Consider the following 23294-nt stretch of genomic DNA (forward strand, 5'->3'; position numbering starts at 1 on the left):
AGTTATACTGCTTCGGACACCGCAAGGGCCCGCTCTACGAACTGCTCGATTTCCGGGCGTGTCTTGCGCAGCTTGTTGACGAATCGAATCGTTTCCTTCCCGTCTTTAAAAGCAACGAAGCTCGGAATGCCCAGTATATGATGTTCCTGCGCCACATCGAGTAGTTGCTCTGCATCGACCTCGACGAAAGTCGCCTTGCCTTCAAATTGCGCTTCAAGTTCCGGCATGAACGGATCGATGAAATGACAATCCGGACACCAGGAGGTCTTAAATACTGCAATAATTGTCTGAGATTGAGCGATTACTTCCTGGAACCGTTCGACGGCTTGTATTTTCTCCATAGCGCTTCACTCCCTACTTTGTTCAGTTCAAGATATAACAAATGCTTGCGAAAAGTCAAACACGCTGAGTGTACGTCCTCGCTTGAAATTGGACATACTGAGAAGGAAATGCATTAAATTTGTTATTTTTCAGCAGCCCTATCGATTACGCACTTTAACAAAAGGAGGCTTCCCGATGCTTTCCAATCTGTCCAAGCGGTGGCGGCACGCTGTGCAAATGATGCGTCAAGCAGCTGGCACAGTTTACGATGCTATGCGGATGACATGGACTGAACTGCATAATCGGGTGACGCTCATGCGCGAGAGCCGCACGCTCGAATGGAATCGTGCCGCGGCAAAGCGCACGGAGGAACACGTGAACCGCATTCTGCTGGAACGACAGCGGCAACAGTTCGTCAGCGGCAGAAGAGCAGCCGCTTCTTCTTTAACCACGGAGGAATCGATGCTGCTGCGTCACATTCGAAACTCCGTTCGCATGGCGAACCGGAATAACGTCACCCGAACGGCAGCATACGGGCGCATCTACAAATCATATCCTGAGTTGCATTGGGCCTTTCTTGCCCATATGGTGTCGCGTAATGGCGGTTGGAATATGACCGACCTGCAGGGTGAATGGCTGCCGCGCATTATGAGCGCGAATCATCGCCTGTGGGCGTATCGTTTGCTTGAACGATCCAATGCGCTTATTTTTCACGATGCGTATCCTCAACTCTTGCTCTATGCAGCAAGCCGCCGCGAGGGCAAAAGCTTGTTTCACTTGCTGCCCACACTTGACATATCCGCCTTTATGACACCGTTTTGGGAAAGCTTCTGGGTTCAGCCGAACAGTTCGCTCTTAACTACCGCCCTTATCGTCAATGAACAGAATGTTATCGAAGGCAGAGTCGTGCAGCATCCGGATTATCGGGAACACGTTATTAATAAATGGGACTTTCGACTACATGGATGGATGCAAATGAATCAAGTCATCTTTCCCCTTGGCGTCCCGTCGTTGAAAGAACACGAGGCCGTGCCTCTAGTCGGCTTGACCCTTGAAGATTTCTCTGATGTAAATGAGCGAATCTTCTTCGGCCGCAAGCTGTACGCCTTGTTATTCCATACTCCTGAAATTTACGGAGGCGCCTTGCGCTATATGCGTGCCGTACCGCATACCGGCTCGCGATCCGATTATTGGCCGCATATATTTACGAAGAAAGCAGCGGTTCCAGAACATGTCAGGCTCCCAAGCGCTCACCGCGCGTATAGCCCAAGCCTTACCGATGTATGGCAGGACGAGCCCTATACTCCGATCGAACCAGGCGATTGGTTCATCGACGATCGGATGCTGAAGCATATGCAGCCGACACGTCCTCCTCTGCATATTGACATGACTTTGCCGCATGATCGGCTATGGAAGGAAACTGCTTCGCTAGCCGGATTCATTCAACCAAGCTAATCACAACTTGCTGAAATTCATTACAGAACCTCATCCCTCATGCCCTTGTTGCTTTGAACAGGGGCTTGTTGAGGAAATATCGACAAGATGAGCTGCATAGTATACTATTATCGTTACTAAAAGTAAGTGCTTGTATATATTTAAATTGCTTACTATAATAAAGTAAAGATGACATGGAGGAATGATTTTATGGCTCAACTCAAGATCGTTTCCGACTTCGTTTGTCCGTTTTGTTTTTTGGGAGAGAAGGCAGTGGAAGAAACATTTCAACCTGATGACATCGAATGGATTCCGTATGAACTGCGTCCGGAAGGCAGCGTACCGCTTGATCCGAACAGCGCGTATGTACAGCAATCGATGAAGCAAAGCGTTCTGCCAATTGCTGAGCGATTGGGAGTAGACATCAGTCTGCCGGACATCTCACCTATTCCGCGTACCCGTTTGGCTCATATCGGCTTCTACTATGCGAAGGAGCACGGCAAAGGCAATGACTATTTCGTCAGCGTCTTTAAAGCGTATTGGCAGCAAGGACTGGACATTTCCCAGTCTGGGGTGCTTGCCCAAGTGGCGGAGCAAATCGGTCTGGACGCCCATTCATTCTTGTCTGCGCTGCAAGATGAGCGCTATGCCAAGCAGCACGAAGAAGGACTCCGGCAGACAGAGAGCGTACGAGCGGTTCCAACGTTCTTCGTCGGCGACCGGGTTCTGCAAGGAATCCAATCCAAGGAAACATTGGAGATCGCACGTGACGAGGCCACACGGAAGGATGCAGCTCAACCGTCTGCTTCCTCGACCGACTCCTGCTCGATTGATGGCTGCTGATGTTAGCTGATGTTAATAATGACTTCATATAGGAAAAAGGACTTTGCACCGTCGGTTTACGATGATGGCCAAGGTCCTTTTTCTCATTCTTATCCATATCGCTGCATCTTACCTGAACAACTTCGCAGCCATCGTCGTCAGCTGAGGACTGAGACGGGGCTGAACGTCCATTCGTGCAATAATATCCTCCGCAACGTCAACGCCCTGCGCCACTTCGATCAGCTCCAATTCCCCGCGGCTTAACCGGAATACGGCGCGCTCCGTCACATACAGAACCTCAATGCCGCGCGACGCCGCATATGCGGCATGGAACGTCAGGTGCTCCACCTGCCGCACGAACTTGCGGTGCCTGCCTTCGCGAACAATGCGCAAGCCGCCGTCTGCGAACTCCACCTGCAGGCCGCCGGCCGTAAATGTCGAGCAGAACACCAGCTTCTTCGCGTTCTGGCTTATGTTGATGAAGCCACCGCAGCCCGTTAGCTTGCCGCCATAGCGGCTCACGTTCACGTTGCCCTGCGCGTCTGCCTCCGCCATGCCGAGGCAAGCCACGTCCAGGCCTCCGCCGTCGAAGAAGTCGAACTGCGACGGCTCGTCAATGATGGCTTCGGGGTGCGCGGATGCGCCGAAGCTGAGGCCCCGCGCCGGAGTGCCGCCGATGGGTCCAGATTCGAGCAGCAGCGTCAGATCGCCGCGTCCGGCCTCCCAAGCGGCGTAACCGACGCCTTCGGGCAGGCCGATGCCAAGATTCACCACGCTATGCGGGGGAATCTCTTGCAAGGCGCGGCGGGCGATGACGAGGCGTTCGTCCCTGTCCATAGGAGGCGGCTCTGCCCGGGATGCACTGTCACCGCCCGCATATGCCGGGTTATAGTGTTCGGCGAACGTCATCGCATGCTCTTCCGGCTCCGCCAGCACGACGGCATCCACGAACACACCCGGGATGACGACCTGCTTCGGGTCAAGCAAGCCGGCCGGCACTTTGCGCTCGACCTGGGCGATGACCAGCCCGCCGCTGTTGCGTGCCGCTTGGGCGAGCGCCAGCATTTCCAGCGTTACGGCTTCTCGTTCCATCGAGATATTGCCGCGCTCATCCGCCGTCGTGCCGCGCAGCAAGGCCGTGTGAATCGGGAAGGCCCGGTACAGCAGCTGTTCACGTCCGCCGAGCTGAACAAGCTCGACCAACTCTTCCCTTGTCGCTGCATTCAGCTTGCCTCCTTCCGCTCGCGGGTCGACGAACGTGTGCAGACCGACATGCGTGACCGTTCCGCAGCGCCCGGCAGCAATATCGCGATACAAATGCACGATTACGCCTTGGGGGAAATTATAAGCCTCAATCCGGTTGGCAAGCGCTAAAGCGCCAAGGCGCGGAGCCAAGCCCCAATGGCCGCCGATAACGCGCTTCACCAGCCCCTCGTAGGCCAGATGGTTCACGCCGCGCGCCACCCCGTCGCCTTGACCTGCCGCGTACACGATCGTCAGTGCAGATGGCGCTGCTTCCGTCAAGTAACGCCGCTCCAGCGCCGCCGTTAGCGCTTCTGGATTCGCACAGCCTGCGAATCCCCCTATCCCGACCGTCATCCCGTCGGCGATGAGGCGCACCGCTTCATCCGCGTTCATGAAGCGGACGCCTTGCCGCGGCGCCCGTGTCTTCGGCATAATAGGAACACCGTTCAAATAGATAGCCCTCCGTTCACTTCAATGACAGCGCCGTTAATATAATTCGCCGCGTCGGACGCCAGGAACAGATAGGCTTGAGCCACATCCTCCGGCCGGCCCAGACGGCGCAGCGGTACTTTATCCCGCATGCCATCGACGATCTTCTCTGGCATCTTCGCCACCATCTCCGTCGCGATAAATCCCGGCGCGACCGCATTCACACAGATGCCTTTATATCCGAGCTCTCGCGCCCACGTCTTCGTCATTCCGATGACGCCGGCCTTAGTCGCGGCATAGTTCGTCTGCCCGATGTTCCCCTGCACGCCGACGATAGAGGACGTGTTAATGATCTTGCCATGTCCTTGGGCCGCCATGTAAGGAGCGCCGTATCGGGTGCAATAGAACACCCCGTTCAAGTTCACGTCAATCACATCCTGCCACTGTTCCGGCGACATCTTCATCAGCATCGCATCGCGGGTAATACCCGCGTTATTGATCAGCACATCAATCGCACCGAAGCGCTCCATCGTCTGCTCCATGAGCTGCTGTGCGCTCTTGGGCTCCGCTACATTGCTCTTAACGAAGATGGCACGCTCGGCCGCAGACGGTCCAAGCTCATTCAGCAATCGAAGTCCCGCCTCTTCATTGAAGTCCGCAATGACAACATTCGCTTCTGCTTCCATGAACAACCGGACGGCCGCTTCGCCAATGCCGTTTGCTCCGCCCGTAATAATTACCGTCTTATCGGTAAGCTTCATAATGAATCCTCCTGTCTGCCGACAATCCGCACTCGTCATGCGGATATTAATGGTGATGAGTGGAGATCGATGCCTCCGCTGACAAGAACGCTTCCATCGCTTGCAGCAGCTGCGGTAAATCATCGACGAGCGGGGAATGCCCGCAATTCTTCAGCGATATGAACTGCGCAATGTCTCCCAAGTCTGCCAGCGTCTCCGTCGTCATCGCTTCGTTAATGACCATATCCCTCTCTCCGCGAAGCACGAGCGTTGGCGCTGCAATCCGCTTCACCGCGCCGCTGCCTGCCGCAGCTTCGTTGTCGAATACGCTGATGTTGAACGTATTCAACGCATAATACACATCCATCAAGTTCCGCTGCGTCAGGATATCGTCGATATACGCTTCATAGCGCGCTTCCTTAGGGCGATTCTTGTCATAGATGACCGACTCATACAGCAGCTTCATGAATGCACGGTCACCCCGTGCATTCGCGTCCCATACCGATCGATTGCGCGCCAATGCTTCAATGCCTTCATAGGTTGCAATCCGCTTTGTCACATCTGGCAGCCCATTCTCACCGTCTTCATAGAATGGATACCCGCGCGTGGATACCGAGGCCAGCAGAATCAGCTTCGTGACCGCATCCGGCCAGTCTGCAGCCAACTCCATCGCTACACCGCCACCTGTGGACCAGCCCATGACGGCGAACCGTTTCAGTCCAACTGCGTGGGCAAACAGCTTCACATCTTCAGAAAATTGTTGCAGGGAACGAATCGGTTGATGGTACGTCGAGATGCCGAATCCTCGCAAATCGATCGCATACAGCTTGTAGCGCGCATCCAGTTGCTCCAGCATCACATCCCAATGATAAGAAGAATTCATGTTGCCATGAATGAGCAGGACGACTTCATCTCCACCTTCGCGTTCGCGATATCCGAGCGTTTCCCCGTTCGGCAGCAGCACCGATTTCAACTCTACCTTCATTGGACTTCCCCCCATTTCAAAGTGAGCGCCCCCCATGCATAGCCGATACCTGCCGCGGCCAGCACCACTACGCTTCCCGGATGAATCAGCCCTTGCTTCATGCCTAACTCTATGCAAATCATCGGGTCAAATTGACCAATATGTCCGAATTCGTCCAAATATACCGACCTTCGGTCTGGAATGCCTAACGCCCGGAGCACCGCTTCATGCGCCGAACGCTTCATATGAAGCAGACCGATAAAGCCAACCTGGTCGATGCTATATCCGCTGTCACGTACCGAGCATTCCACCACTTCGGCGAAGCGGTCCATCGATACGGCGTCCAATCGATTTTTCATGCGCTCGGGGTCAGGCACACGGAATCGCGGCTCCCCTTGCGCGATAAGCTCCGCCGTCAGCGGCTGCTTCGTCCCGCCCGCCGCGATGATGACATCTTCGGCGAAGGACCCGTCCGTTATAATCGCCGTCTCCAACACTTCCGGATAAGCGGTGCCAGCATCTGAGCCCCGGCGCAATATCATTGCCCCGCCGCCGGCGCCGAGATTGATCATGAAACGCGTATAAGGATCGGTCACATCAATCAAATCGCCATTGCGGTATCCGCCTGCTAGCAGAACGGTCGAAATGCGCGCATCACCCCGCATCATCGACTTCGCCGTCTTTACAGCCATCAGCGTCGTGCAGCAGCGGGACGCCAGATCGAACCCCCATGCATTGATGGCTCCGATATCATGCTGCAGCTTAAGAGCAGCGGTCCATACGGGATACTCCTTATGCTCTTCGCCGATGTAGATAACGAGGTCGATCTCTGCGGGATCGATGCCCGCCCGTTCTAACGCTTGCTGTGCCGCACGCACTCCCATCGCGCAAGGGTGGTCTTCCGGTCCGGGGACCGGTTTTTGCCGAATGCCGAGCTTCGTCTCGACGATCTCCTGCGGTATACCGGACGCCTGCGCGATATCCTCACTCGTCATCCGGCCTTCCGGTATGTAGACTCCTACCGAAAGCAGCCGAACCACGTCATCTGCTGTATTCGCGTTAACGTTCATGTCATTCCATCCCCCGTTTCATCCGCTGCTGCATGAAGAGCACCGCCTCTTCCCATGAAGCGACCGTCATCTCTTCCTGACCTTGGACATAAGTGACCCGAATGCGCCAAGCGTCACACAGAGCTTCATCGTGGTGCGCTTGGCAGCGGATGACAAACGAACCGACCGCCGTACCGCCTTCCGCTGCACCGCCTTGCTCTCCTTGGAGACTGCATGCATTCGCCCGCTCATGCTTGCCGTATGCTTCCTTACTGTCGCCCGCCGTCATCCCGCCCCCTCCTTCCGAATCGCATTGGAATCAGCCTGCAGTGATTGCTCAAGTCGGCGTCCTCTGCGCTTCAGCCACCAGAGGCGCAGCGTGCCAACAATTCCTGCCGGGAACAGCAGCACAACCACGATGTACAACAAGCCGAAAAAGATAATCCACCGTTCAAAAATCGGATGGAACTTGGCCAATTCCGATAATCCGTGATGCGCCCATTCAATAATGGAAGCGCCAATAATCGCGCCAAACAGCGTGCCTACCCCGCCGATAATCGTCATTAACAGAGCATTCAGCGTCATATCCATCCCGAAGACAGTCGTATTGACAAATCGCAATGTCAGCACATACAGAGAACCGCTTATACTGGCCGCCATACCTGCAACGACGGTCGCAAACACTTTATAATGAACGATCTCATAGCCGAGCGACTCGGTTCGCTGTTCATTTTCCCGAATGGCCAGCAGCACCCGGCCGACCGGGGATTGCGTAAAGCGGCGCAGCAGCAGGAACATAACCACCATGACCGCCAGCGCGGTGAAATACAGGACAGTCCGGTCCTTCATCACGGACGGTATCGGAAACGTAAAGCCGTCATTGCCGTTCGTCAGCGAGCGCCATTTCTCAGCCAGCACTAATAGAAGTCCCGAGAACGCGAGTGTCAACATCGCATAAAAATGACTTTTCAACCGCAAGGACAGCATCCCCACAATATAACTGAGCAGAGCAGACAGCAGCACGCCGACCAAGACGGACAAGAGAAGCGTTCCGATGGAAGCGTCGAGGCGATCGAGCATTACCCCGCTCGTGTAGGCGCCGATTCCGAAAAACATGCAGTGGCCGAATGATACGATGCCAGTAAATCCGAGCAATATGTCATAGCTCATCGCAAAGACAGCGAAGATGCATATTTGTGTCATCAAAATAAGAAAGCTGCGCGAATCATTAATAAAAGGCAACGCCGCCAGGCCAGCGACAAAAATAACGAACCATATCGTTCCGATTTTTGACGTTCTCATCCCGCTCACCCCTTTGCTCCGAACAATCCCGACGGCTTAATGAGCAGCACAATGACCATAAGCAGCATATTTGCCGCAAGCGACAATTCCGGCACGTAGTAAGCCATAAATGCTCCTGATAAGCCAACGAGCAGCGCCGCAAATGCAGAGCCCTGAATGCTGCCCATGCCGCCGATGACGACGACGATGAAGGCCAGAATAGCGAACTGCATGCCCATTTCGGCGAAGATAACACCCGAATACGGTGCCAGGAGTGCGCCGCCAAGCGCTGCCAAGCCGGCTCCCGCCATGAACACCAGCGTAAAAACGCGGCGGATAGGAATGCCCAACGCTTGCACCATCTCGGGATTCATGACGCCAGCTCGCACAATGAGACCGATTTTCGTCCGCTTTAATACAAACAGCAATCCGGCGAATACTATCGCTCCAATACAGATGATGAACAACCGATATTTGATTAAAATGACGCCCTCTACCTCCCAGCTGCCGTTCAAAAGCGGTGGTACATCTGCCTTGAGAGGATTCGGGCCGAACACTACCTTCAGCAGCTCGCTTAAGACGAGCATGGCACCTAACGTCACGAGAATTTGCTGAATATGATTGCCATACACCGGGCGAATGACAAGCCGCTCCAGCACGAGACCAAGCAGCATGCCGATGACAACGGCACCTAAGATGGCAACGAAGAACGAACCCGTCGCAGCATACAGCCATACCCCTCCATACGCTCCCCAAGCGAACAATCCGCCATGAGCAAAATTCAGCACGCTCATCAACCCGAAGATGAGCGTAAGCCCCGACGCCAACAGGAAGATAAGCATCCCCGTCGCCAGCCCGTTTACGAGTAAGTTAATGATGCCATTCAATATTCGTGTCCCTCCGTTCACGGGCTTGCTATGCGATGCCCAAATATTTGCGTCTTGTCGCTTCATCCTGCTGCAATTCCGCCATCATTCCTTCAGAGACGATACGTCCTTCATCCATCAAGTAGTACCGATGTCCGATGCGGCTTGCCATCATGAAATTCTGCTCCACCAAGAGCACAGTCGTCTTCGCCTTCATCTGCTCAATAGCAAGCATCAGCTTCTCCACCATAATCGGAGCCAGCCCCTTGCTCGGCTCATCGATGAGCAGCAGCCGATTATCGTTCACATAAGCCCGGGAAATCGCCAGCATCTGCTTCTGTCCTCCGCTTAACAGCCCGCTCTTGCGCCCCCAGAATTTATGCAAATCCGGAAACAGCTCCAGCACCCATTCAAGCCGTGCCTTCGTGTGGTCGTCGTTCAGCCTCATCGCAATGCGCATCGTTTCCCCTACGGTCAAATCGGGAAAGATCCCTTGATCCTCTGGAACATATCCGATGCCTTGCCGCGATATCCGATGCGTCGGAAGCGCTTCCACACGTTCGCCTTGAAAGCTAATTTCGCCCTTGGATACCGGATTCAGCCCCATGATCGAGCGGAGGGTCGTCGTCTTGCCCGCGCCGTTGCGTCCAAGCAGCACCGTGATTTCCCCTGGCACCACCTCGAAGGTCACGCCTTGTAAAATATGATATTGACCAATATGCGTCTCAATCCCCCGCACTTGCAACAGCGTCATCGTACAACCCTCCCAAATAAGCCGCTTGAACCGTCTCATTGTTCATAATATCCTCTGGGCGGCCGTCCGCCAGCAGCTTGCCATTGAATAGCACTGCGATAGAATCAGATAAATCCAACACCATGTCCATCTTGTGTTCGATCAGCACAATCGTGCGGTTGCCCGCTTCCTTCACTTTGCGGATGACTTCAAGAATGGCTGGCACCTCCTCAATGGAAATGCCGGCTGTCGGCTCGTCGAGCAGCAGCAGATCCGGCTGCAGCGCGAGCAGCATCGCCAGCTCCAGCTTGCGCTTCTCCCCATGAGCGAGGTAGTTAGCCATTACGCCAATCCGGTTGCCAAGCAGCACCATATCAAGCCAATGCTTCGCCTCCTCCTCGAACCTGCGGTACGCTTTCGCCGAAGCATACCAGTTCAAGCGGACACCCTGCTGCGACTGAACGGCTAGCCGCACATTTTCGAGCACGGTCAAGTTGGGGAATACGTTCGTAATCTGAAAGGAACGCCCCATTCCTAAGCGTGTGCGTTGAAACGGAGCAAGCGGCGTAATGTCCTTACCTTTGAAGCGCACATATCCAGCCGTCGGGCGCAGCTGTCCGCTAAGCAGATTGAATAGAGTCGTCTTGCCCGCGCCGTTCGGTCCGATAATGGACTTGAAGCGGTTGCGCTCCACCTTCAAGCTGACCTCTTGAACGGCCACATGACCACCGAATGCAATCGTCAGCCCTTCGGTTTCCAATATCATGTCATCTGCTTGATCCGTTCTCCTTCCACTCATGACCCCACCTCCTGACTAGCGTTTGTTGCGTATTGGCGGAGCCGTTTCTTCCGGAGACAGCTCGCGAATCAGCACCGGAACCGGATAATCGATCCCATCTTGCTGCTCCAATTTAACCGCATACAGCGTCTGCAGCGCTTGATGGTCCTCTGCTCGGAACGTCATCTTGCCTTTTGGCGACTCGAAGCTCATTCCTTCCATAGCCGCAATCAATTTCTGCGTGTCCATCTCGCCATCGGTTTTCTTAATCGCTTCGATAATCGCGATCGCGGCAGACATGCCTCCCGGCGTGAACAGATCCGGCAAATCGCCGTTAAACCGTTTCTTATGCTCTTCCACCAGCCATTTATTCACGTCATTGTTCGGCAGTGTGTGATAGTAGACCGAAAATCCTTCCATTCCGGTCAGCTCCTGCATCGTCTTAAGCGATGCGATATCCGGCGCGCCGGTTGATATCTTAATGCCCTGTTCCCTCACCTTCATATCCTGCAGCTGCTTCCATGGCGTGTTCGCTCCGGCCCACACGACGAACAAATAATCCGGCTTGGCGCTCACGATCTTCTGAATGTTCGCAGTAAAGTCGGTTGCCGTTGCGTCCGCGTACTGTTCCTCTACAATTTCCGCTCCAAGCTTGACTGCTGCTTCCGTGAACGCTTTAATGCCGTCGCGGCCGAACGCGCCATCAGGAGCGAAGGTGGCAATCTTCACGCCCTGCTTCGCAATCGCCGCGGCACCAGCCACCGCATCCTGCGAAGAGTTGCGCGCGGAGCGGAACACATATTTGTTCCACAGCTCGCCGGTGATGCTGTCGGCAACTGCCGGTTCAACGACCATCACTTTCTCATACTCCTCTGCAAGCGGAAGCACGGCAAGTGTATCGCCTGAGCTGGAGGAACCGACGAGGAAGTCAACTTTATCGGTCTCGAGCAGCTTGGTCGCTTTCTTCACCGCCACGTCGGGCTTCGTCTCCGTATCTTCGATGATGAATTCAATTTTCCGTCCGGCTGCCGTCTTCGTACCTTGAGTAGCATAATCAATGCCGAGCTCGAATCCGCGTGTACTCTGCTTGCCGTAGCTTTCCAGCGCGCCTGTCATCGAAGCGAGGACGCCAATTCTAATAGGTGGGTTATCGGCGGCTTCTGCGCCTTTGGCCTCGCCATCCTTATCTTTGTTCTCTCCGGAATTACTGCCGGATCTGCTGCCCGATGCATTGCCGCCATTGTCTGCACCCGCGCCTGTTCCGCCGCTGCTTGCGCATGCGGTAGCAAAAAGAAGGACGAATGCAAGCAGTCCGAACATACAAGCGCGTGACAATCGGTGAGAGATACCGAAATTCATAGACACACAAAAAACCCCCTTACGATTCAATTCCCGTTCATCATAAGAGGGTTCGGTTACAAATGAGTTGCACATCATCTTTTCATTCTACTAGAAGTATGGTGAATAACGGCCATAAGATGTAAAAGTACATGTAAACAGCCCCAAAACCGGAGTATGGCCAAAAACGGCCAAATTGTACTGCACTTATGCAGATTGCTCAAGGTAAACGGCGCTCGATACTCCATTGACCTGCACATTTGCAGTTTGTCGTGACTATTTCACCGGACTTCTAAAGGTTGTCTTCAAAGCCCCCTTGCACTACTAACGAAGTCATCAATTCTCGAATACTTGGCATAGGCTCGATGCCAAGTTCATCCTGCAGAGCTTTGGCGCACTTGCGGTACCATTTCAGCGCCTGGATGCGATTATTCAGCCTGAGATGGCATGAAATCATGATGCGGTACGCCTCTTCCCAGCAGCGGTCCTTGACCGTCATCGCCTCTGCCCATCGTATCGCCTTATCGTAAGCTTCCACCTCGACATAATAGAGAGAGAGCCGTTCCGCTCCGCGCATAAACAGCACCTGTAATCGTTCTCTCTCCTCGATGCACCAATCTTCATAACGCCGTTCCGGCAAATAGTCCCCTTGATACAGATGAAGCCCTTCTTCCAGAAGGGGGATCGCCTCATCCGCATCATTCGCTTCCAGCCCGTGCACGATCGATTGCTCGAATCGATTCGCATCGAGCACCCAGCCTGCAGCCGGATTCAACTGATAGGCCGAGCCCCGGCGAATGATGAAGTAAGGCGTAGCTCGGGCGCGGCGATGAGGCTCCAAAGCGGTATTCAATGCGTTGAGAGCAACCTTGAAATCGCGATTAGCCGCTTTCTCTTCCGCATCGGGGAACAGCTGGACGAACAGTTCCTCCTTCGTTAAGGGGCGATGGCGACGGGTGACCAGCAACTGGAACAGCTCCTTCGCTTTACCGCGCTGCCAATCTTTATCTTCCAGTTCCACATCTCCGAGGCGAACGCGGCATTCGCCTAGCGTATCGATATATAGCGTGTAGCCGGGATGATAGGTCAAGCGGTCCATTCCAAGCTCTGTCAGCAGTGAAGCAGCATAGGCGCGGCATAGGCCCAGCCGCACAGCTTCAATGAGCAGTGGAATGAGCTGCTGCGTATCGCTTGGACCGAACAAGGTGCGCCGTGTAAAGAGAAATGCGTACCCTTCCTGCTCGACCAGTGTCAAAAGGCGTTCCATCGAGACCGCAAACCAGCCGTCCTGCTCCAAGCGATAGGCTGTCAGCGCCTGCCACATTTCCGTGGACGCGCATCCGAATTTGTCTCCGCATGCGACGAAGCGCTCACCGCATTCACGGAACACCTGCTCCGCTTCCTCGCAGCGGTTGGCGTAGAACAGCGCTATCCCCATGCTCAACCGAATGAGCGCGGTCAGCCAGCCGTCGTTCGCGCTCTGCGTTTCATCCCAAGCGGTCTGGCCGTAACGAAGCGCGGTTTCCGCCGAGCGGGCTTTGCCGAACAACAAACATAATCCCATATACGGCTCTGCACTCCCCCGCTTCACCTCCAGCCGCTCCATGATGGTCAGCGCCGCATGATAGCAATCCGATGCCACCTCGGCATCGTAAGTGCCCATCAATTGCGCGGCGTGTCCCATTCTCATCCAGCCGCACGCTTCCACGAACGGCGCCTTCAAGCGAATGCCGTGCATCATGCCTGCTTCCGCTGCCCGCTTAGCCGAGGGCGGTTCGCCGCACATGCTGTCGATAAGCGACAGCAGCAGATCAATTTCGCGATGGGAGCGCGACAGCGTCTTCGGATGATAGCTGAGTCCTCGGTATATTGTCCCTTCCTCTCGTTCCAAATGCTGCGCTCGCATCAGCTTCGCCATCGCTTCGCGAAGCCGTCCAGTACGCAGACATAGCCTTGCTTCCAAGAGCCAGTCACGGCTGTCCTGCTCCACGCCAATCGCACGGTCATACCAGATCTGCGCTTCCATCCCTCTGCCAGCGTTCAGCATATTTTCCGCCATCATCGCATACAGCCGCGCCAGCCGCTGCCGTTCTCTTGTATGGCCACGCCACGCCGAGTAATAAGGGGCGGTCGTGGCTTGAATATTTGCATTAGGTTGGTTCCCAGACGGCGCAAACCAATCTGCTCCTCCTTCTTGCTCTAATGGCGGGTAATATCCGCACAATGATTCCGCCAGCGCAATGGCCCGCTCAAGCAGCGGCTCCGCCATTCCCGGCCGAATCGTATCCAAATATAAGAGCGACTGCCCTTCGAGGGCCATCATCTGCACCATCCGGTTGCCTACGCTTCCGGCTCCATACTCTGCCAGCCGATACTGCTCAAATGCCGCTTCATATTGACAGTGATAACGCAAAATATCGCCTTGAAGCACAAGCAAATAGGGATGACGATGCTTAATGCGTTCCGGCAGCTTCATTAATGAGGTATAGACAAGCTCCAAATGGCCGTTCTGTATCAGTTCACTGCCTCCGTCCTGCAGCAGGAGCGCCATTTCATCCTGATCTTGCAGCGCAACCGCTTGCGTCATCGCAAGATCGTATCGTCTGCGGGCGGCAAAGACGTGCACCGCCTGCCTCAGCAAGGAACCGTGCCACTCAGGCTGCCTCCTGAGCTGTTCCGCTAGAAATTCCCGAAATAAAGCATGATAACGGAACTGCCGATCGTCAATCGCCGTCAACAGCCCGCTTCCGCACAGCTGAAGCAGCATGGCGTAAGAGCCGTGCCTTCCGCATACCGCGTCGCACCACTCTCCGGTTAGTTCGTCAAAGATGCTCGTCTCCAGCATGAACGTGCGGATGGAGGACGGCTGCTTCTGGAACAGCTCCAACGCCAGAAATTGGAACAGGTCCTCCATCGTCTCCCGCGGAGCCTCGAGCACCTCATCCAACGATCCACTTGATGAAAGTAAGCGCTGCCAAATGAATTGGACCGCAATGATCCATCCTTCCGTTTGCTCGTACACCTGATGGATTTGCCGCTTCGTCAACGGGTAATCATAATAATCGCTGAACAGAACATCGATTTCTTCTTCGTTAAAGGTGAGATCTTCTTTGGTGAGTTCAAGTAAATGTCCACGGATTCGCATAGAGGCCAGCCCTTCCCATTGCGGGCGTGAACGGGAGGAAAGGACGAAGCTCAGTTTATCGCAATCAGGCAAATAAGTGAGCACATATTGCATCCATTGCTCAATGCTGTCGGTTGCTTCCACGAGATGATAGTCGTCGATAATGAGCACTGTCAGCTGTTGAAGTTCGGTAAGTTCATTCAGAAACAAATCTGCCAGCGCATAGATGTCCTCGCTGCTGCTCCGGTTTCCGCTTCTTAGCTCGGCAAGCATCGTCTCTCCGAATTCGGGAACCGCTTGCCTAAGCGTGTAGACGATATGAGATACAAAAGGAATGAAGTCATTGTCTTGGGGAGATACGCCGTACCATGCATACGTCATGTCAGAGGAACGAAGAAATGCGGAGAGCGCCGTCGTCTTGCCGAATCCCGGACCTGATGTCAATACGGTGAGCGGGTAATCCGGTATGCGGGAGAGCCGCTTGGCTATCTGAGGACGGTGAAGCAGCTGCTTTTTCAAAGGTGGCGGCATCAACTTCATTTTAAGCACGCGTCCTTCTTTCATGCAGAACCTCTCTTTTCCAACATTCTCCTGTTTATTGTAGCATATTTGATTTGATTTCCACTGTTTTTTCACAAAAAAATGAGCGGCTGACTGCGTCAACCGCTGAACCATTGCTTCATTTGTTTTTTGTCCAATTTGCCCACCGCCGTCTTCGGCAGCTCTGTGACGAACATGAACCGCTTCGGCACTTTATATTTCCCGATGCGGGCAGAGCAGAAAACGATAAGGTCAGCTTCCGTAACAGAAGTGACTTCGTCAGCTACAATTACCGCTGCAACGACCTCTCCCCACTTATCGTCAGGCAGGCCAATAACAGCCGCCTCCTTGACGTGCGGATAGCTTGCCAGCGTCTGCTCCACCTCCAGCGGATACACGTTCTCTCCACCGGTAATAATCATATCTTTTTTGCGCCCGACAATATAAAAATAACCTTCCTTATCTTGTTTAGCCAGATCGCCCGTCAAGAACCAACCCTCCCGCAATGCGCCAGACGTGGCCTCCGGGTTGTTCCAATAATGCGAGAACAGATGCCCTCCCCGAAGCGCCAGCTCCCCGACCTGATCCATTAGTAAAGCATCTCCTTCCGTTGGGATGAGCTTCACCTCGCTGAACAGCATCGGGAGACCGACGGATCCGGGTTTCTGTGCCGCGATGAGCGGGTCAATCACGAAGTTGTTCGGTCCCGATTCGGTCGCTCCATAACCTTCTTTGAACGGGAGGCCCTTCGCCTTGAAGGCATCATATACCGACAACGGGCAGGGAGCTCCTCCAGACAGGAACGTTCGCATCGTCGGAAACGCCGACCGTGCAAACTCGTCGGATTGAATAAGCATATGGTACATGGTCGGCACCATGAGCGCTATCGTACACCGTTCTTCGTTCAACAGCCGCACCATATCCTCACTCTGAAACGATCGCACTACGATGACTGTTCCCCCCGCCATCAGCATCGGCAGCGTCAGTGCGTTCATCCCGCCGGTATGAAACATTGGGAGAATCGTCGGTGTAACGTCATCTTCCGTCAACTGCCAACTGATGACGGTGTTGACCGCATTCCAGAATACCGAACCGTGGGTCAGCACAACCCCCTTCGGCTTTCCAGTCGTGCCGCCGGTATATATCATCATCCACGCATCATCAAGTGTCAGAGCCGCCCGTTGCACCAGCGTACGTTCACCAGCTGAATGCTCTCCCGCTGAACCGATGTCACCGTTCGCATTTCCTGCTGAACTCACATTGGACGCTTTATCCGATTTCTTGTCCGATTCGTTATCTGATTCCTTATCTGATTCCTTATCTGATTCCTTATCTGATTCAACAACCGCTACAGACAACAGGACGCAGGATACTAGCTGAAGCCCTGACATAATCCGCTTTATATCCGCATCTTCATCGTCATACAACAGCACCTGCGGCTCGCAGTCCAGTATGATTTCGTCGAGCTCCGGAATCGATAACCGCCAATTCAATGGCACCGCAATGGCACCGAGCATCCCGCAGGCGAGCATAGCTTCCAGCATCTCCGCTTGATTGTGCAGCAGGATGACAACGCGGTCGCCCAGCTTAATGTTGGAAGACTGCAATGCGGCAGCCAAGCGCTCCGAGCGAAGATGAAGGCTGCGGTAGGTGAGACGGAGCCCGCTTTTCCAGTCCACCACTGCAATCCGATCCGGTGTATGCAGGCACCGTTTATCGAACCAGTGAACTGCACTATCATGCACAGCTTCATCCCTCCGTTCTTGTTCAGCCTCGTTCGACAACAACAGCGACACCATGACCGCCTCCCACACAGAGAGCTGCTGCGCCATATCGAACTTGTCTGCGTTGCATCTCATGAATCAAGGTAACTAGCACCCGCGTTCCACTCGCCCCGATAGGATGGCCGAGAGCAATGGCGCCGCCGTTCACGTTCACTCGCTCTGGTTCAAGTTCCAATTCATGCATCACGGCTAGCGCTTGGGCCGCGAACGCCTCGTTGATTTCGAACAGGCCGATATCTTGCAGACGCAAGCCTGCCTTGAGGAGCGCCTGCTTGATGGCGGGAACCGGGCCAAGCCCCATCCACTCCGGTTCAAGCCCGACAGCGGCATACCCGCGAATGGAAGCGATAGGCGCGAGCTGATGCGCAGCAGCAGCCTCCGAGCTGCACAGCACGACAGCAGCCGCACCGTCATTGATGCCTGACGAGTTGCCCGCTGTCACCGTACCTTGTGCGCTGAAGGCGGGCTTCAGCTTCCCAAGCGCCTCCATGGTCAATCCCGGCCGCGGATGCTCATCGGTCGCGATAAGCCGCGCGCTCCCCTTGCGGTCCGCAATGGATATCGCAACGGTCTCCTCTTCGAAGCGCCCGTCCCGCATCGCTGCTTCCGCGCGTTGCTGACTTTGCAGCGCAAAGGCGTCCTGCTGCTCGCGTGTCAGTCCGTAGCGCTCGGCAAGGCGCTCCGCCGTCACTCCCATCGGCTGCTTGATGATGGCGCACGTCAGTCCGTCAAGCAGCACCGAATCAACCAGCTCCCCATGTCCGTATCGGTAGCCTTGACGCGCCTGCTTAAGCAAATAAGGGGAATGCGTCATATTTTCCATGCCGCCCGCCATAATTACGCCCGCATCTCCAGATCGTATGCATTGCGCTCCCAGCATCACCGTCTGCATACCTGACCCGCATACAAGATTCACGTTCGTTGCCGGAACGCACACCGGAATTCCTGCCTTCACTGCTGCCTGTCTTGCGCCATTCATGCCAATCCCGGCCTGCAGCACCTGGCCCATATAAACCTGGTCTATCTGCTCACTTGCAATATTCGCACGTTTACAAGCTTCCTCCATGACAACCGCACCCAACTCCACTGCCGCCATATCCCGGAAATTGCCCTGAAACGCTCCGATTGGAGTGCGCACGGCACTCGCAATGATCACTTCATTCAAGTCGTCCACCTCATTGTTCGTACTAGAGTCGCTTCCAGTAAACAGGATGGCGGTTACAAATCAGTTGCAGTCGACAGCATGAAAAAAATCCCCCCTGGGTGTCACACTATCGAGAAACCCTTGAAATCAAAAAATAGAGGGGATCCGCTGGAGAAACCTGACGATTGCCCTTGAATCCGTGTCACTTTTGTATACTCTTATCCTTATTGAATTGAATTAGCAGCGACTATGGTGAAAATACCCCACCATTCTTTTTTATTCTCAATTTTCTCAATATATTTCGGGTTTCTCGTCAAGCTCAGGCCCCCTACGAGTGTTCCTTGCAAACATCTCGTGTTCGCAAGTGGGTTACCGAAGAGACTGAACGCAACTGAGTGAACTGAGCGAGACTAAGCAAGACTGAGCGAGACTTAGTAGAAGACTAAGTAAACTGAACAAGACTGTGTTAAGGTGCAAGGAATTTGCCGCGTGGTCTGAGAGTATGGGAGAGTGGATGAAAGAGCAGATCAATGGATGCAAGCCGAACATACGTCCTGCTGTTGATGTTGTTATTGCTGTTGTTATTGCTATTTTTGTTGCTATTGCTGTTACTGTTACTGGTGCTGTTACTGGTGCTGGTGCTGTTACTGGTGCTGTTTCCCTGTTGATGCTGCTGTTGTGCAGTTTGCTATTCTTGCTATTCTTGCTGCATCATCCGCCAAACAGTCGTTCCATTGGAATACGTACAGTCTTCTGCCTGTTTTCAAGCGTAAACTCACCTTTCCACTGGAAATCTTCCAGTCAAATCGTAATTAAGCCTTGAGTTCAGCCGTTTGAGCATGTTTCTGCTGGATTATTTCCAATGGTTCACCATGTTATCAGCCTAAACCTTCAAATCCATTGGACAGAATCCAGTCATTATCCACAATAGAAAAACCGTCAGGGTAAAATCACTCTGACGGCCTTTAGGATTGGCGGATATCTGTAATGTTGTGCGCGTGCCCGTATATTTATGACTTGAAGCGTGCAGATAACTGCTGCAAATCATCAGCAATGCTTGCCAAATGATTCGCATATGACGCCATTTCCTGCATTGCTGCATTTTGCTGTTCGCTTGCTGCTGCGACTGTCTCCATTTCCATTAACGTACCATTCGTCATTTCGCTCGCGGCATCGAAAGATTCGATCATGTCAGCGTTCGAAGACGCAAGCTGCGAACCCAGTTCCGTCACGTGATTCAACTGAACGTTCATTTCATCGATCGCTTGGAAAATATCTGTAAAGCTATTCGTTACCGATTCGGTTAACTGCTGTCCAACGGCCACGGACTCTACTCCATTCTGCATGGCGGTCCATACAGAGTCAGAACGCTCCCTAATCTGCTGCACCATGCCCGTAATCTTCCCGGCGGCCTCCTTCGTCTCCTCCGCCAGCTTGCGCACTTCGCCCGCTACGACTGCGAAGCCACGCCCATGTTCACCTGCGCGAGCCGCTTCAATAGCTGCGTTCAATGCAAGCAGCTCCGTTTGAGCAGCCACCTCTTGGATAAAGGCAACGATACGATGTATGTGATGCGATTGCTCATTCAATCGCTCTGTCTCCGCCTTAGCCTGTTCCGTGTTCTGCGTAATGGCATCCATCTGCATGCGCACGCTGTCCAGTGCCTTTCCTCCACTCGCTGCCCACTCGCTCATCTCTTGTGCCGCATGAGAGGAACTGCCTACGAGTGTTACGACACGATGCAGCTGTGATTCAGATTGATGCGCTTGTGCCGTTACGGTATTCAAGCGTTCATCCAACAGTGCCGATTGAGTCGACACTTGCTGATAGGAGGCCGCGACCTCCTGCAAGGAGCTTACGTTCTCCTCCGAACTAGCGGATAGCTCCTCGGCGGAAGCCGCAACCACTTCGGATACTTCACGTATTTGCGCCATAATGTCGGATAAGGAATGCGTCATCGAGTTGAAGTTCTTTTCCAGACGGCCAATTTCGTCCAATCTTCCGTCTACCAGAACGCGAACAGAGAAATCACCGTCTGCAATCCGCTCTGTCATTTGCTGAATCCGCACGACGGGGCGTATGATGTTACGAACGAACTTCCACAGAAATAAACCGATAAGACCGATCAATACGACGAGAAACACGGAAGCGATAATCACGATTTCATTCGCTTGGGCGTTAATTTCACTTCGACTCAAGACCGAGACGATGTTAATCCCGAGTTTGTTTCGCTTATCATAGCTGATGAATTCATGTCTGCCGTCAGCGTTCGACATATACTTGCCATATTCGTCTGATAGCAGCTCTTTATATTGCTCTCTGTCCAGTTGGGAGCCCTGCTTATGTACCGGATGGGATAGCACGTGATTGTCCTTATCAATTAGGCTGATATACCCGCTGTCCCCCACCTTGAATTGGCTAACCGATTGATTTAAATTGTCGATCGAGACATCAATGCCTGCAACCCCTTCCCCATTCGGTAACGAACGGGAGAACGTCACAATCATTTGTCCCGTAATCATATCTTGATAAGGCTTGGAGACGATGACTTCGCCTTCATGCTCTTTGGCCAATTGATACCACTCGCGTTTTTTCGCTTCATTGATGTCAATCTCACTGCCGCTGTTGTCGATATATTTATCTCCAAGCAGGACATAAGCAAACAATATGTTGCTGATGTCTGAAGTCAGGTCCGTGACCCGATGTTTAATCCGCGTCACATCCTGCGAGTTCTCGCTTATGCTGGCCGCCAGACTGCTTACCAAATGCCCATTCGTCTCATAAGTCTGATTCAGCATTCGCGAAATGGATTGTGTCGCTTCATTGACCTCGTCATACATCATGTTTTTCGTGTTGTATGATGCCGTTAACGTTAAGATAACGATGAGGACAATCGTAGGAACGATAATGAAGCAGGTGAGCAGGAGAATAATTTTTTTATGTAGAGAACGTTGAATCGATTGAGCCCAATTTCTATAGTATTTCAATGTAAAATCCCCTTTGCCAATCTTAAAAGTCAGACACTTTTCGTATATCGGAAATATTGATAATGTTTTTATACTTTTCAGAAAAAAAGAAGAAGGTAATTAAAGGGAATTACAGGTTCTGCAACTGCCCAATTGCTACCTGACTAATACGTTGCATTAAAATCGAACGCGATTTTTAACAATTATAATGAAAAACGGCTTAGAACCCAATTAATAATAAGGGGCTAAGCCGTTTTAAATATTCTTTAAGGTCTTATTTTTAGGTGAAGAAACGAAAATGTTTATTACATCATTACTGTAACTAACGTGTTTCTTTAGTATCTTTCTGCTTTTGATCGTTATTTATAGCTTCTTTAACATAATCTCTTGGCGGAATCTTATTATTTATATGCAAAAGCAAACCAATAATAACAACTAAAAGGACAATTATAACCACATTCATTTCTCCTCCCCCTTTTTACTCCTTACTTAACTAATAAGTGGAGTTGACTCATAAATGAAACAGACTTGATATTCTCCACCCGAAAACACATTTGATTTAGTTTTTATATCTACGAAGTTGTCCGTATACACTTTGCTTTTGCTGTTTCTTCACACTACAGTGAGTACATACATTCCATACTTTTACATCAGGCGACCAGTTAAAAATAGATCCCCTCTTCATTTACGAAGGGATCTATTTTTAACTTTTCTAGTATTTAAACGAAACTCCAGTTTGTATAGCCTCATCCTTCGAAACATTTGCGCTTATAGTGAACGAACCAGTTCCTCTGGCATCTACTCCTAACGCCCCTGATATACTTGATTCTGTATGAATATAATGCCCAGATAAATCAGCATAGGTATAAGAGCTATTATTTCTGATCGCCCGATATGCTACGGTACCTCTATGATTTTCATATTTATGTTGTTTCCCATTAATTAATTGGGCACTATCACTAGCTAGTTGAAATTCAAATCCAATGCCACCCGTTTTATCCTCTGCCGACCACTTATATTGATCAGATACACCATCATAAGTCCAAGGTCCAAGTCCAATTATAGGGTTTCTCGAGTAATAATCATCCCTACTATATTTTAAATATTCACTGTTTTGTACTGGAGTCATACTGACATGATGCGCCACACCGACAGCATCTTTATATTTGTAGAAAGGTTTTTTGGCCCATGCAAAGTCATGTTTAATCAAATATTCCTGTGGATTAGTTCCACTGATTCTTGAGACAGTAGTTGTAAGTCTCATCCAATTTGAAGTTGGCTCTGTGTCAGAACAATTTTGTGAAGAAGTATCACAAATACTTTGTAATCTGAATTGTTCTTCTTTTGCCTGCTCATATGACTCCTTATTTACTTCAATAAACCCATTTTCGTCTTTTTTCAAGTACTTTCTGTCCAAAGCCAATAATTGCCCCTCTAATTCATTAAGATACTCTAAATCATATTGAGTAAAGTCTTTCACTTCTTCTTTAGAAAAACCTAATTGAGCAAATCTCAATGTATTTTGATGGAGACTTTTTAAAGAAAAATCATTTTCGTTATAGCCAAGTCTTTCTAGCAATTCTACATTTGAAGGAGTCTCAAAATTTGCAAAAGTCGGTAAACAAAGCACCAAAGACAAACAAAATAACAGTGAAAAAGAAATTACTTTTTTCAAAACCTTCACCCTTTTCGCGTTATTTTCAAGTGATATCTTAGGTGTGTTGAAAGAACCTAAT

General features: G+C 52.2%; 20 protein-coding genes. 3 read left to right on the forward strand and 17 right to left on the reverse strand.

The window, feature by feature from the left end; genetic code table 11:
• Positions 1–2: 2 nt before the first annotated feature.
• On the reverse strand, positions 3–341 hold the full coding sequence (locus tag LQV63_RS19390) for a thioredoxin family protein (RefSeq protein WP_233697970.1): 339 nt from the start codon (positions 339–341) through the stop codon (positions 3–5).
• A 175-nt stretch (positions 342–516) separates the two neighbouring features.
• Between LQV63_RS19390 and LQV63_RS19395 the strand changes: the two genes are divergently transcribed.
• Together LQV63_RS19395 and LQV63_RS19400 are read left to right on the forward strand one after the other, a co-directional pair.
• Complete coding sequence (locus LQV63_RS19395; protein WP_019423769.1) at positions 517–1776, forward strand: DUF2515 family protein; 1260 nt, start codon at positions 517–519, stop codon at positions 1774–1776.
• Positions 1777–1965: 189 nt separating this feature from the next.
• Positions 1966–2598 carry a DsbA family oxidoreductase gene (locus tag LQV63_RS19400; RefSeq protein WP_233697971.1) on the forward strand — a complete coding sequence of 211 codons (633 nt, stop codon included), beginning with the start codon at positions 1966–1968 and terminating at the stop codon, positions 2596–2598.
• A 108-nt stretch (positions 2599–2706) separates the two neighbouring features.
• Here LQV63_RS19400 and LQV63_RS19405 read toward each other — a convergent pair whose 3' ends face one another.
• The 13 genes from LQV63_RS19405 to LQV63_RS19465 form a co-directional block, all read right to left on the reverse strand.
• Positions 2707–4272 (reverse strand): acyl CoA:acetate/3-ketoacid CoA transferase, encoded by a 1566-nt coding sequence (locus tag LQV63_RS19405; protein WP_325175905.1) that lies wholly within the window; start codon positions 4270–4272, stop codon positions 2707–2709.
• Positions 4269–5012: a 3-oxoacyl-ACP reductase FabG gene (fabG, locus tag LQV63_RS19410; protein WP_233697972.1), complete on the reverse strand. Its 744-nt coding sequence runs from the start codon at positions 5010–5012 to the stop codon at positions 4269–4271. The genes LQV63_RS19405 and fabG overlap by 4 nt, the downstream gene beginning before the upstream one ends.
• Before the next feature lie 46 nt (positions 5013–5058).
• Positions 5059–5976, reverse strand: a complete 918-nt coding sequence (gene phaZ, locus LQV63_RS19415; RefSeq protein ID WP_233697973.1) for an intracellular short-chain-length polyhydroxyalkanoate depolymerase — start codon at positions 5974–5976, stop codon at positions 5059–5061.
• On the reverse strand, positions 5973–7025 hold the full coding sequence (locus LQV63_RS19420; RefSeq protein WP_233697974.1) for a 3-oxoacyl-ACP synthase: 1053 nt from the start codon (positions 7023–7025) through the stop codon (positions 5973–5975). Before LQV63_RS19420 ends, phaZ begins: the two co-directional genes overlap by 4 nt.
• Position 7026: 1 nt before the next feature.
• Positions 7027–7293, reverse strand: coding sequence for a hypothetical protein (locus tag LQV63_RS19425; RefSeq protein WP_019423775.1), 267 nt, complete (start codon positions 7291–7293; stop codon positions 7027–7029).
• Positions 7290–8306 carry a branched-chain amino acid ABC transporter permease gene (locus tag LQV63_RS19430; RefSeq protein WP_233697975.1) on the reverse strand — a complete coding sequence of 339 codons (1017 nt, stop codon included), beginning with the start codon at positions 8304–8306 and terminating at the stop codon, positions 7290–7292. The genes LQV63_RS19425 and LQV63_RS19430 overlap by 4 nt, the downstream gene beginning before the upstream one ends.
• 5 nt (positions 8307–8311) lie before the next feature.
• Positions 8312–9172: a branched-chain amino acid ABC transporter permease gene (locus LQV63_RS19435; protein WP_233697976.1), complete on the reverse strand. Its 861-nt coding sequence runs from the start codon at positions 9170–9172 to the stop codon at positions 8312–8314.
• A gap of 28 nt (positions 9173–9200) precedes the next feature.
• Positions 9201–9905, reverse strand: coding sequence for an ABC transporter ATP-binding protein (locus LQV63_RS19440; RefSeq protein ID WP_019423778.1), 705 nt, complete (start codon positions 9903–9905; stop codon positions 9201–9203).
• Complete coding sequence (locus LQV63_RS19445) at positions 9877–10683, reverse strand: ABC transporter ATP-binding protein (protein WP_019423779.1); 807 nt, start codon at positions 10681–10683, stop codon at positions 9877–9879. The genes LQV63_RS19440 and LQV63_RS19445 overlap by 29 nt, the downstream gene beginning before the upstream one ends.
• A gap of 15 nt (positions 10684–10698) precedes the next feature.
• Entirely contained in the window at positions 10699–12021 is a 1323-nt protein-coding gene (locus LQV63_RS19450) for a substrate-binding domain-containing protein (protein WP_233698014.1), read from the reverse strand.
• A 271-nt stretch (positions 12022–12292) separates the two neighbouring features.
• Positions 12293–15688: a BTAD domain-containing putative transcriptional regulator gene (locus LQV63_RS19455; protein WP_233697977.1), complete on the reverse strand. Its 3396-nt coding sequence runs from the start codon at positions 15686–15688 to the stop codon at positions 12293–12295.
• Positions 15689–15783: 95 nt separating this feature from the next.
• Positions 15784–17463 (reverse strand): class I adenylate-forming enzyme family protein, encoded by a 1680-nt coding sequence (locus LQV63_RS19460; protein ID WP_233697978.1) that lies wholly within the window; start codon positions 17461–17463, stop codon positions 15784–15786.
• Positions 17432–18613 (reverse strand): acetyl-CoA C-acetyltransferase, encoded by a 1182-nt coding sequence (locus tag LQV63_RS19465; RefSeq protein WP_233697979.1) that lies wholly within the window; start codon positions 18611–18613, stop codon positions 17432–17434. The genes LQV63_RS19460 and LQV63_RS19465 overlap by 32 nt, the downstream gene beginning before the upstream one ends.
• Before the next feature lie 493 nt (positions 18614–19106).
• Between LQV63_RS19465 and LQV63_RS19470 the strand changes: the two genes are divergently transcribed.
• Positions 19107–19415 carry a hypothetical protein gene (locus LQV63_RS19470; protein WP_233697980.1) on the forward strand — a complete coding sequence of 103 codons (309 nt, stop codon included), beginning with the start codon at positions 19107–19109 and terminating at the stop codon, positions 19413–19415.
• A gap of 187 nt (positions 19416–19602) precedes the next feature.
• Here the strand turns inward: LQV63_RS19470 and LQV63_RS19475 are convergent, their stop codons facing one another.
• From LQV63_RS19475 to LQV63_RS19485, 3 genes are all read right to left on the reverse strand, one after another.
• Positions 19603–21579: a methyl-accepting chemotaxis protein gene (locus tag LQV63_RS19475; protein WP_233697981.1), complete on the reverse strand. Its 1977-nt coding sequence runs from the start codon at positions 21577–21579 to the stop codon at positions 19603–19605.
• Between the two features lie 301 nt (positions 21580–21880).
• Positions 21881–22021 (reverse strand): hypothetical protein, encoded by a 141-nt coding sequence (locus LQV63_RS19480; protein ID WP_233697982.1) that lies wholly within the window; start codon positions 22019–22021, stop codon positions 21881–21883.
• A gap of 249 nt (positions 22022–22270) precedes the next feature.
• Complete coding sequence (locus LQV63_RS19485; RefSeq protein ID WP_233697983.1) at positions 22271–23233, reverse strand: hypothetical protein; 963 nt, start codon at positions 23231–23233, stop codon at positions 22271–22273.
• Positions 23234–23294: the final 61 nt, after the last annotated feature.

The organism is Paenibacillus profundus (assembly GCF_021369635.1).
Taxonomy (GTDB): Bacteria; Bacillota; Bacilli; order Paenibacillales; family Paenibacillaceae; genus Paenibacillus_B; species Paenibacillus_B profundus.

What these genes read in the sequence shown, in the direction of transcription:
- LQV63_RS19390 (WP_233697970.1), bottom strand. Translation starts at nt 341, where the DNA reads ATGGAGAAAATACAAGCCGTCGAACGGTTCCAGGAAGTAATCGCTCAA.
- LQV63_RS19395 (WP_019423769.1), top strand. Translation starts at nt 517, where the DNA reads ATGCTTTCCAATCTGTCCAAGCGGTGGCGGCACGCTGTGCAAATGATG.
- LQV63_RS19400 (WP_233697971.1), top strand. Translation starts at nt 1,966, where the DNA reads ATGGCTCAACTCAAGATCGTTTCCGACTTCGTTTGTCCGTTTTGTTTT.
- fabG (WP_233697972.1), bottom strand. Translation starts at nt 5,012, where the DNA reads ATGAAGCTTACCGATAAGACGGTAATTATTACGGGCGGAGCAAACGGC.
- phaZ (WP_233697973.1), bottom strand. Translation starts at nt 5,976, where the DNA reads ATGAAGGTAGAGTTGAAATCGGTGCTGCTGCCGAACGGGGAAACGCTC.
- LQV63_RS19420 (WP_233697974.1), bottom strand. Translation starts at nt 7,025, where the DNA reads ATGAACGTTAACGCGAATACAGCAGATGACGTGGTTCGGCTGCTTTCG.
- LQV63_RS19425 (WP_019423775.1), bottom strand. Translation starts at nt 7,293, where the DNA reads ATGACGGCGGGCGACAGTAAGGAAGCATACGGCAAGCATGAGCGGGCG.
- LQV63_RS19430 (WP_233697975.1), bottom strand. Translation starts at nt 8,306, where the DNA reads ATGAGAACGTCAAAAATCGGAACGATATGGTTCGTTATTTTTGTCGCT.
- LQV63_RS19440 (WP_019423778.1), bottom strand. Translation starts at nt 9,905, where the DNA reads ATGACGCTGTTGCAAGTGCGGGGGATTGAGACGCATATTGGTCAATAT.
- LQV63_RS19445 (WP_019423779.1), bottom strand. Translation starts at nt 10,683, where the DNA reads ATGAGTGGAAGGAGAACGGATCAAGCAGATGACATGATATTGGAAACC.
- LQV63_RS19450 (WP_233698014.1), bottom strand. Translation starts at nt 12,021, where the DNA reads ATGAATTTCGGTATCTCTCACCGATTGTCACGCGCTTGTATGTTCGGA.
- LQV63_RS19455 (WP_233697977.1), bottom strand. Translation starts at nt 15,688, where the DNA reads ATGAAAGAAGGACGCGTGCTTAAAATGAAGTTGATGCCGCCACCTTTG.
- LQV63_RS19460 (WP_233697978.1), bottom strand. Translation starts at nt 17,463, where the DNA reads ATGGTGTCGCTGTTGTTGTCGAACGAGGCTGAACAAGAACGGAGGGAT.
- LQV63_RS19470 (WP_233697980.1), top strand. Translation starts at nt 19,107, where the DNA reads ATGAAAGAGCAGATCAATGGATGCAAGCCGAACATACGTCCTGCTGTT.
- LQV63_RS19480 (WP_233697982.1), bottom strand. Translation starts at nt 22,021, where the DNA reads ATGAATGTGGTTATAATTGTCCTTTTAGTTGTTATTATTGGTTTGCTT.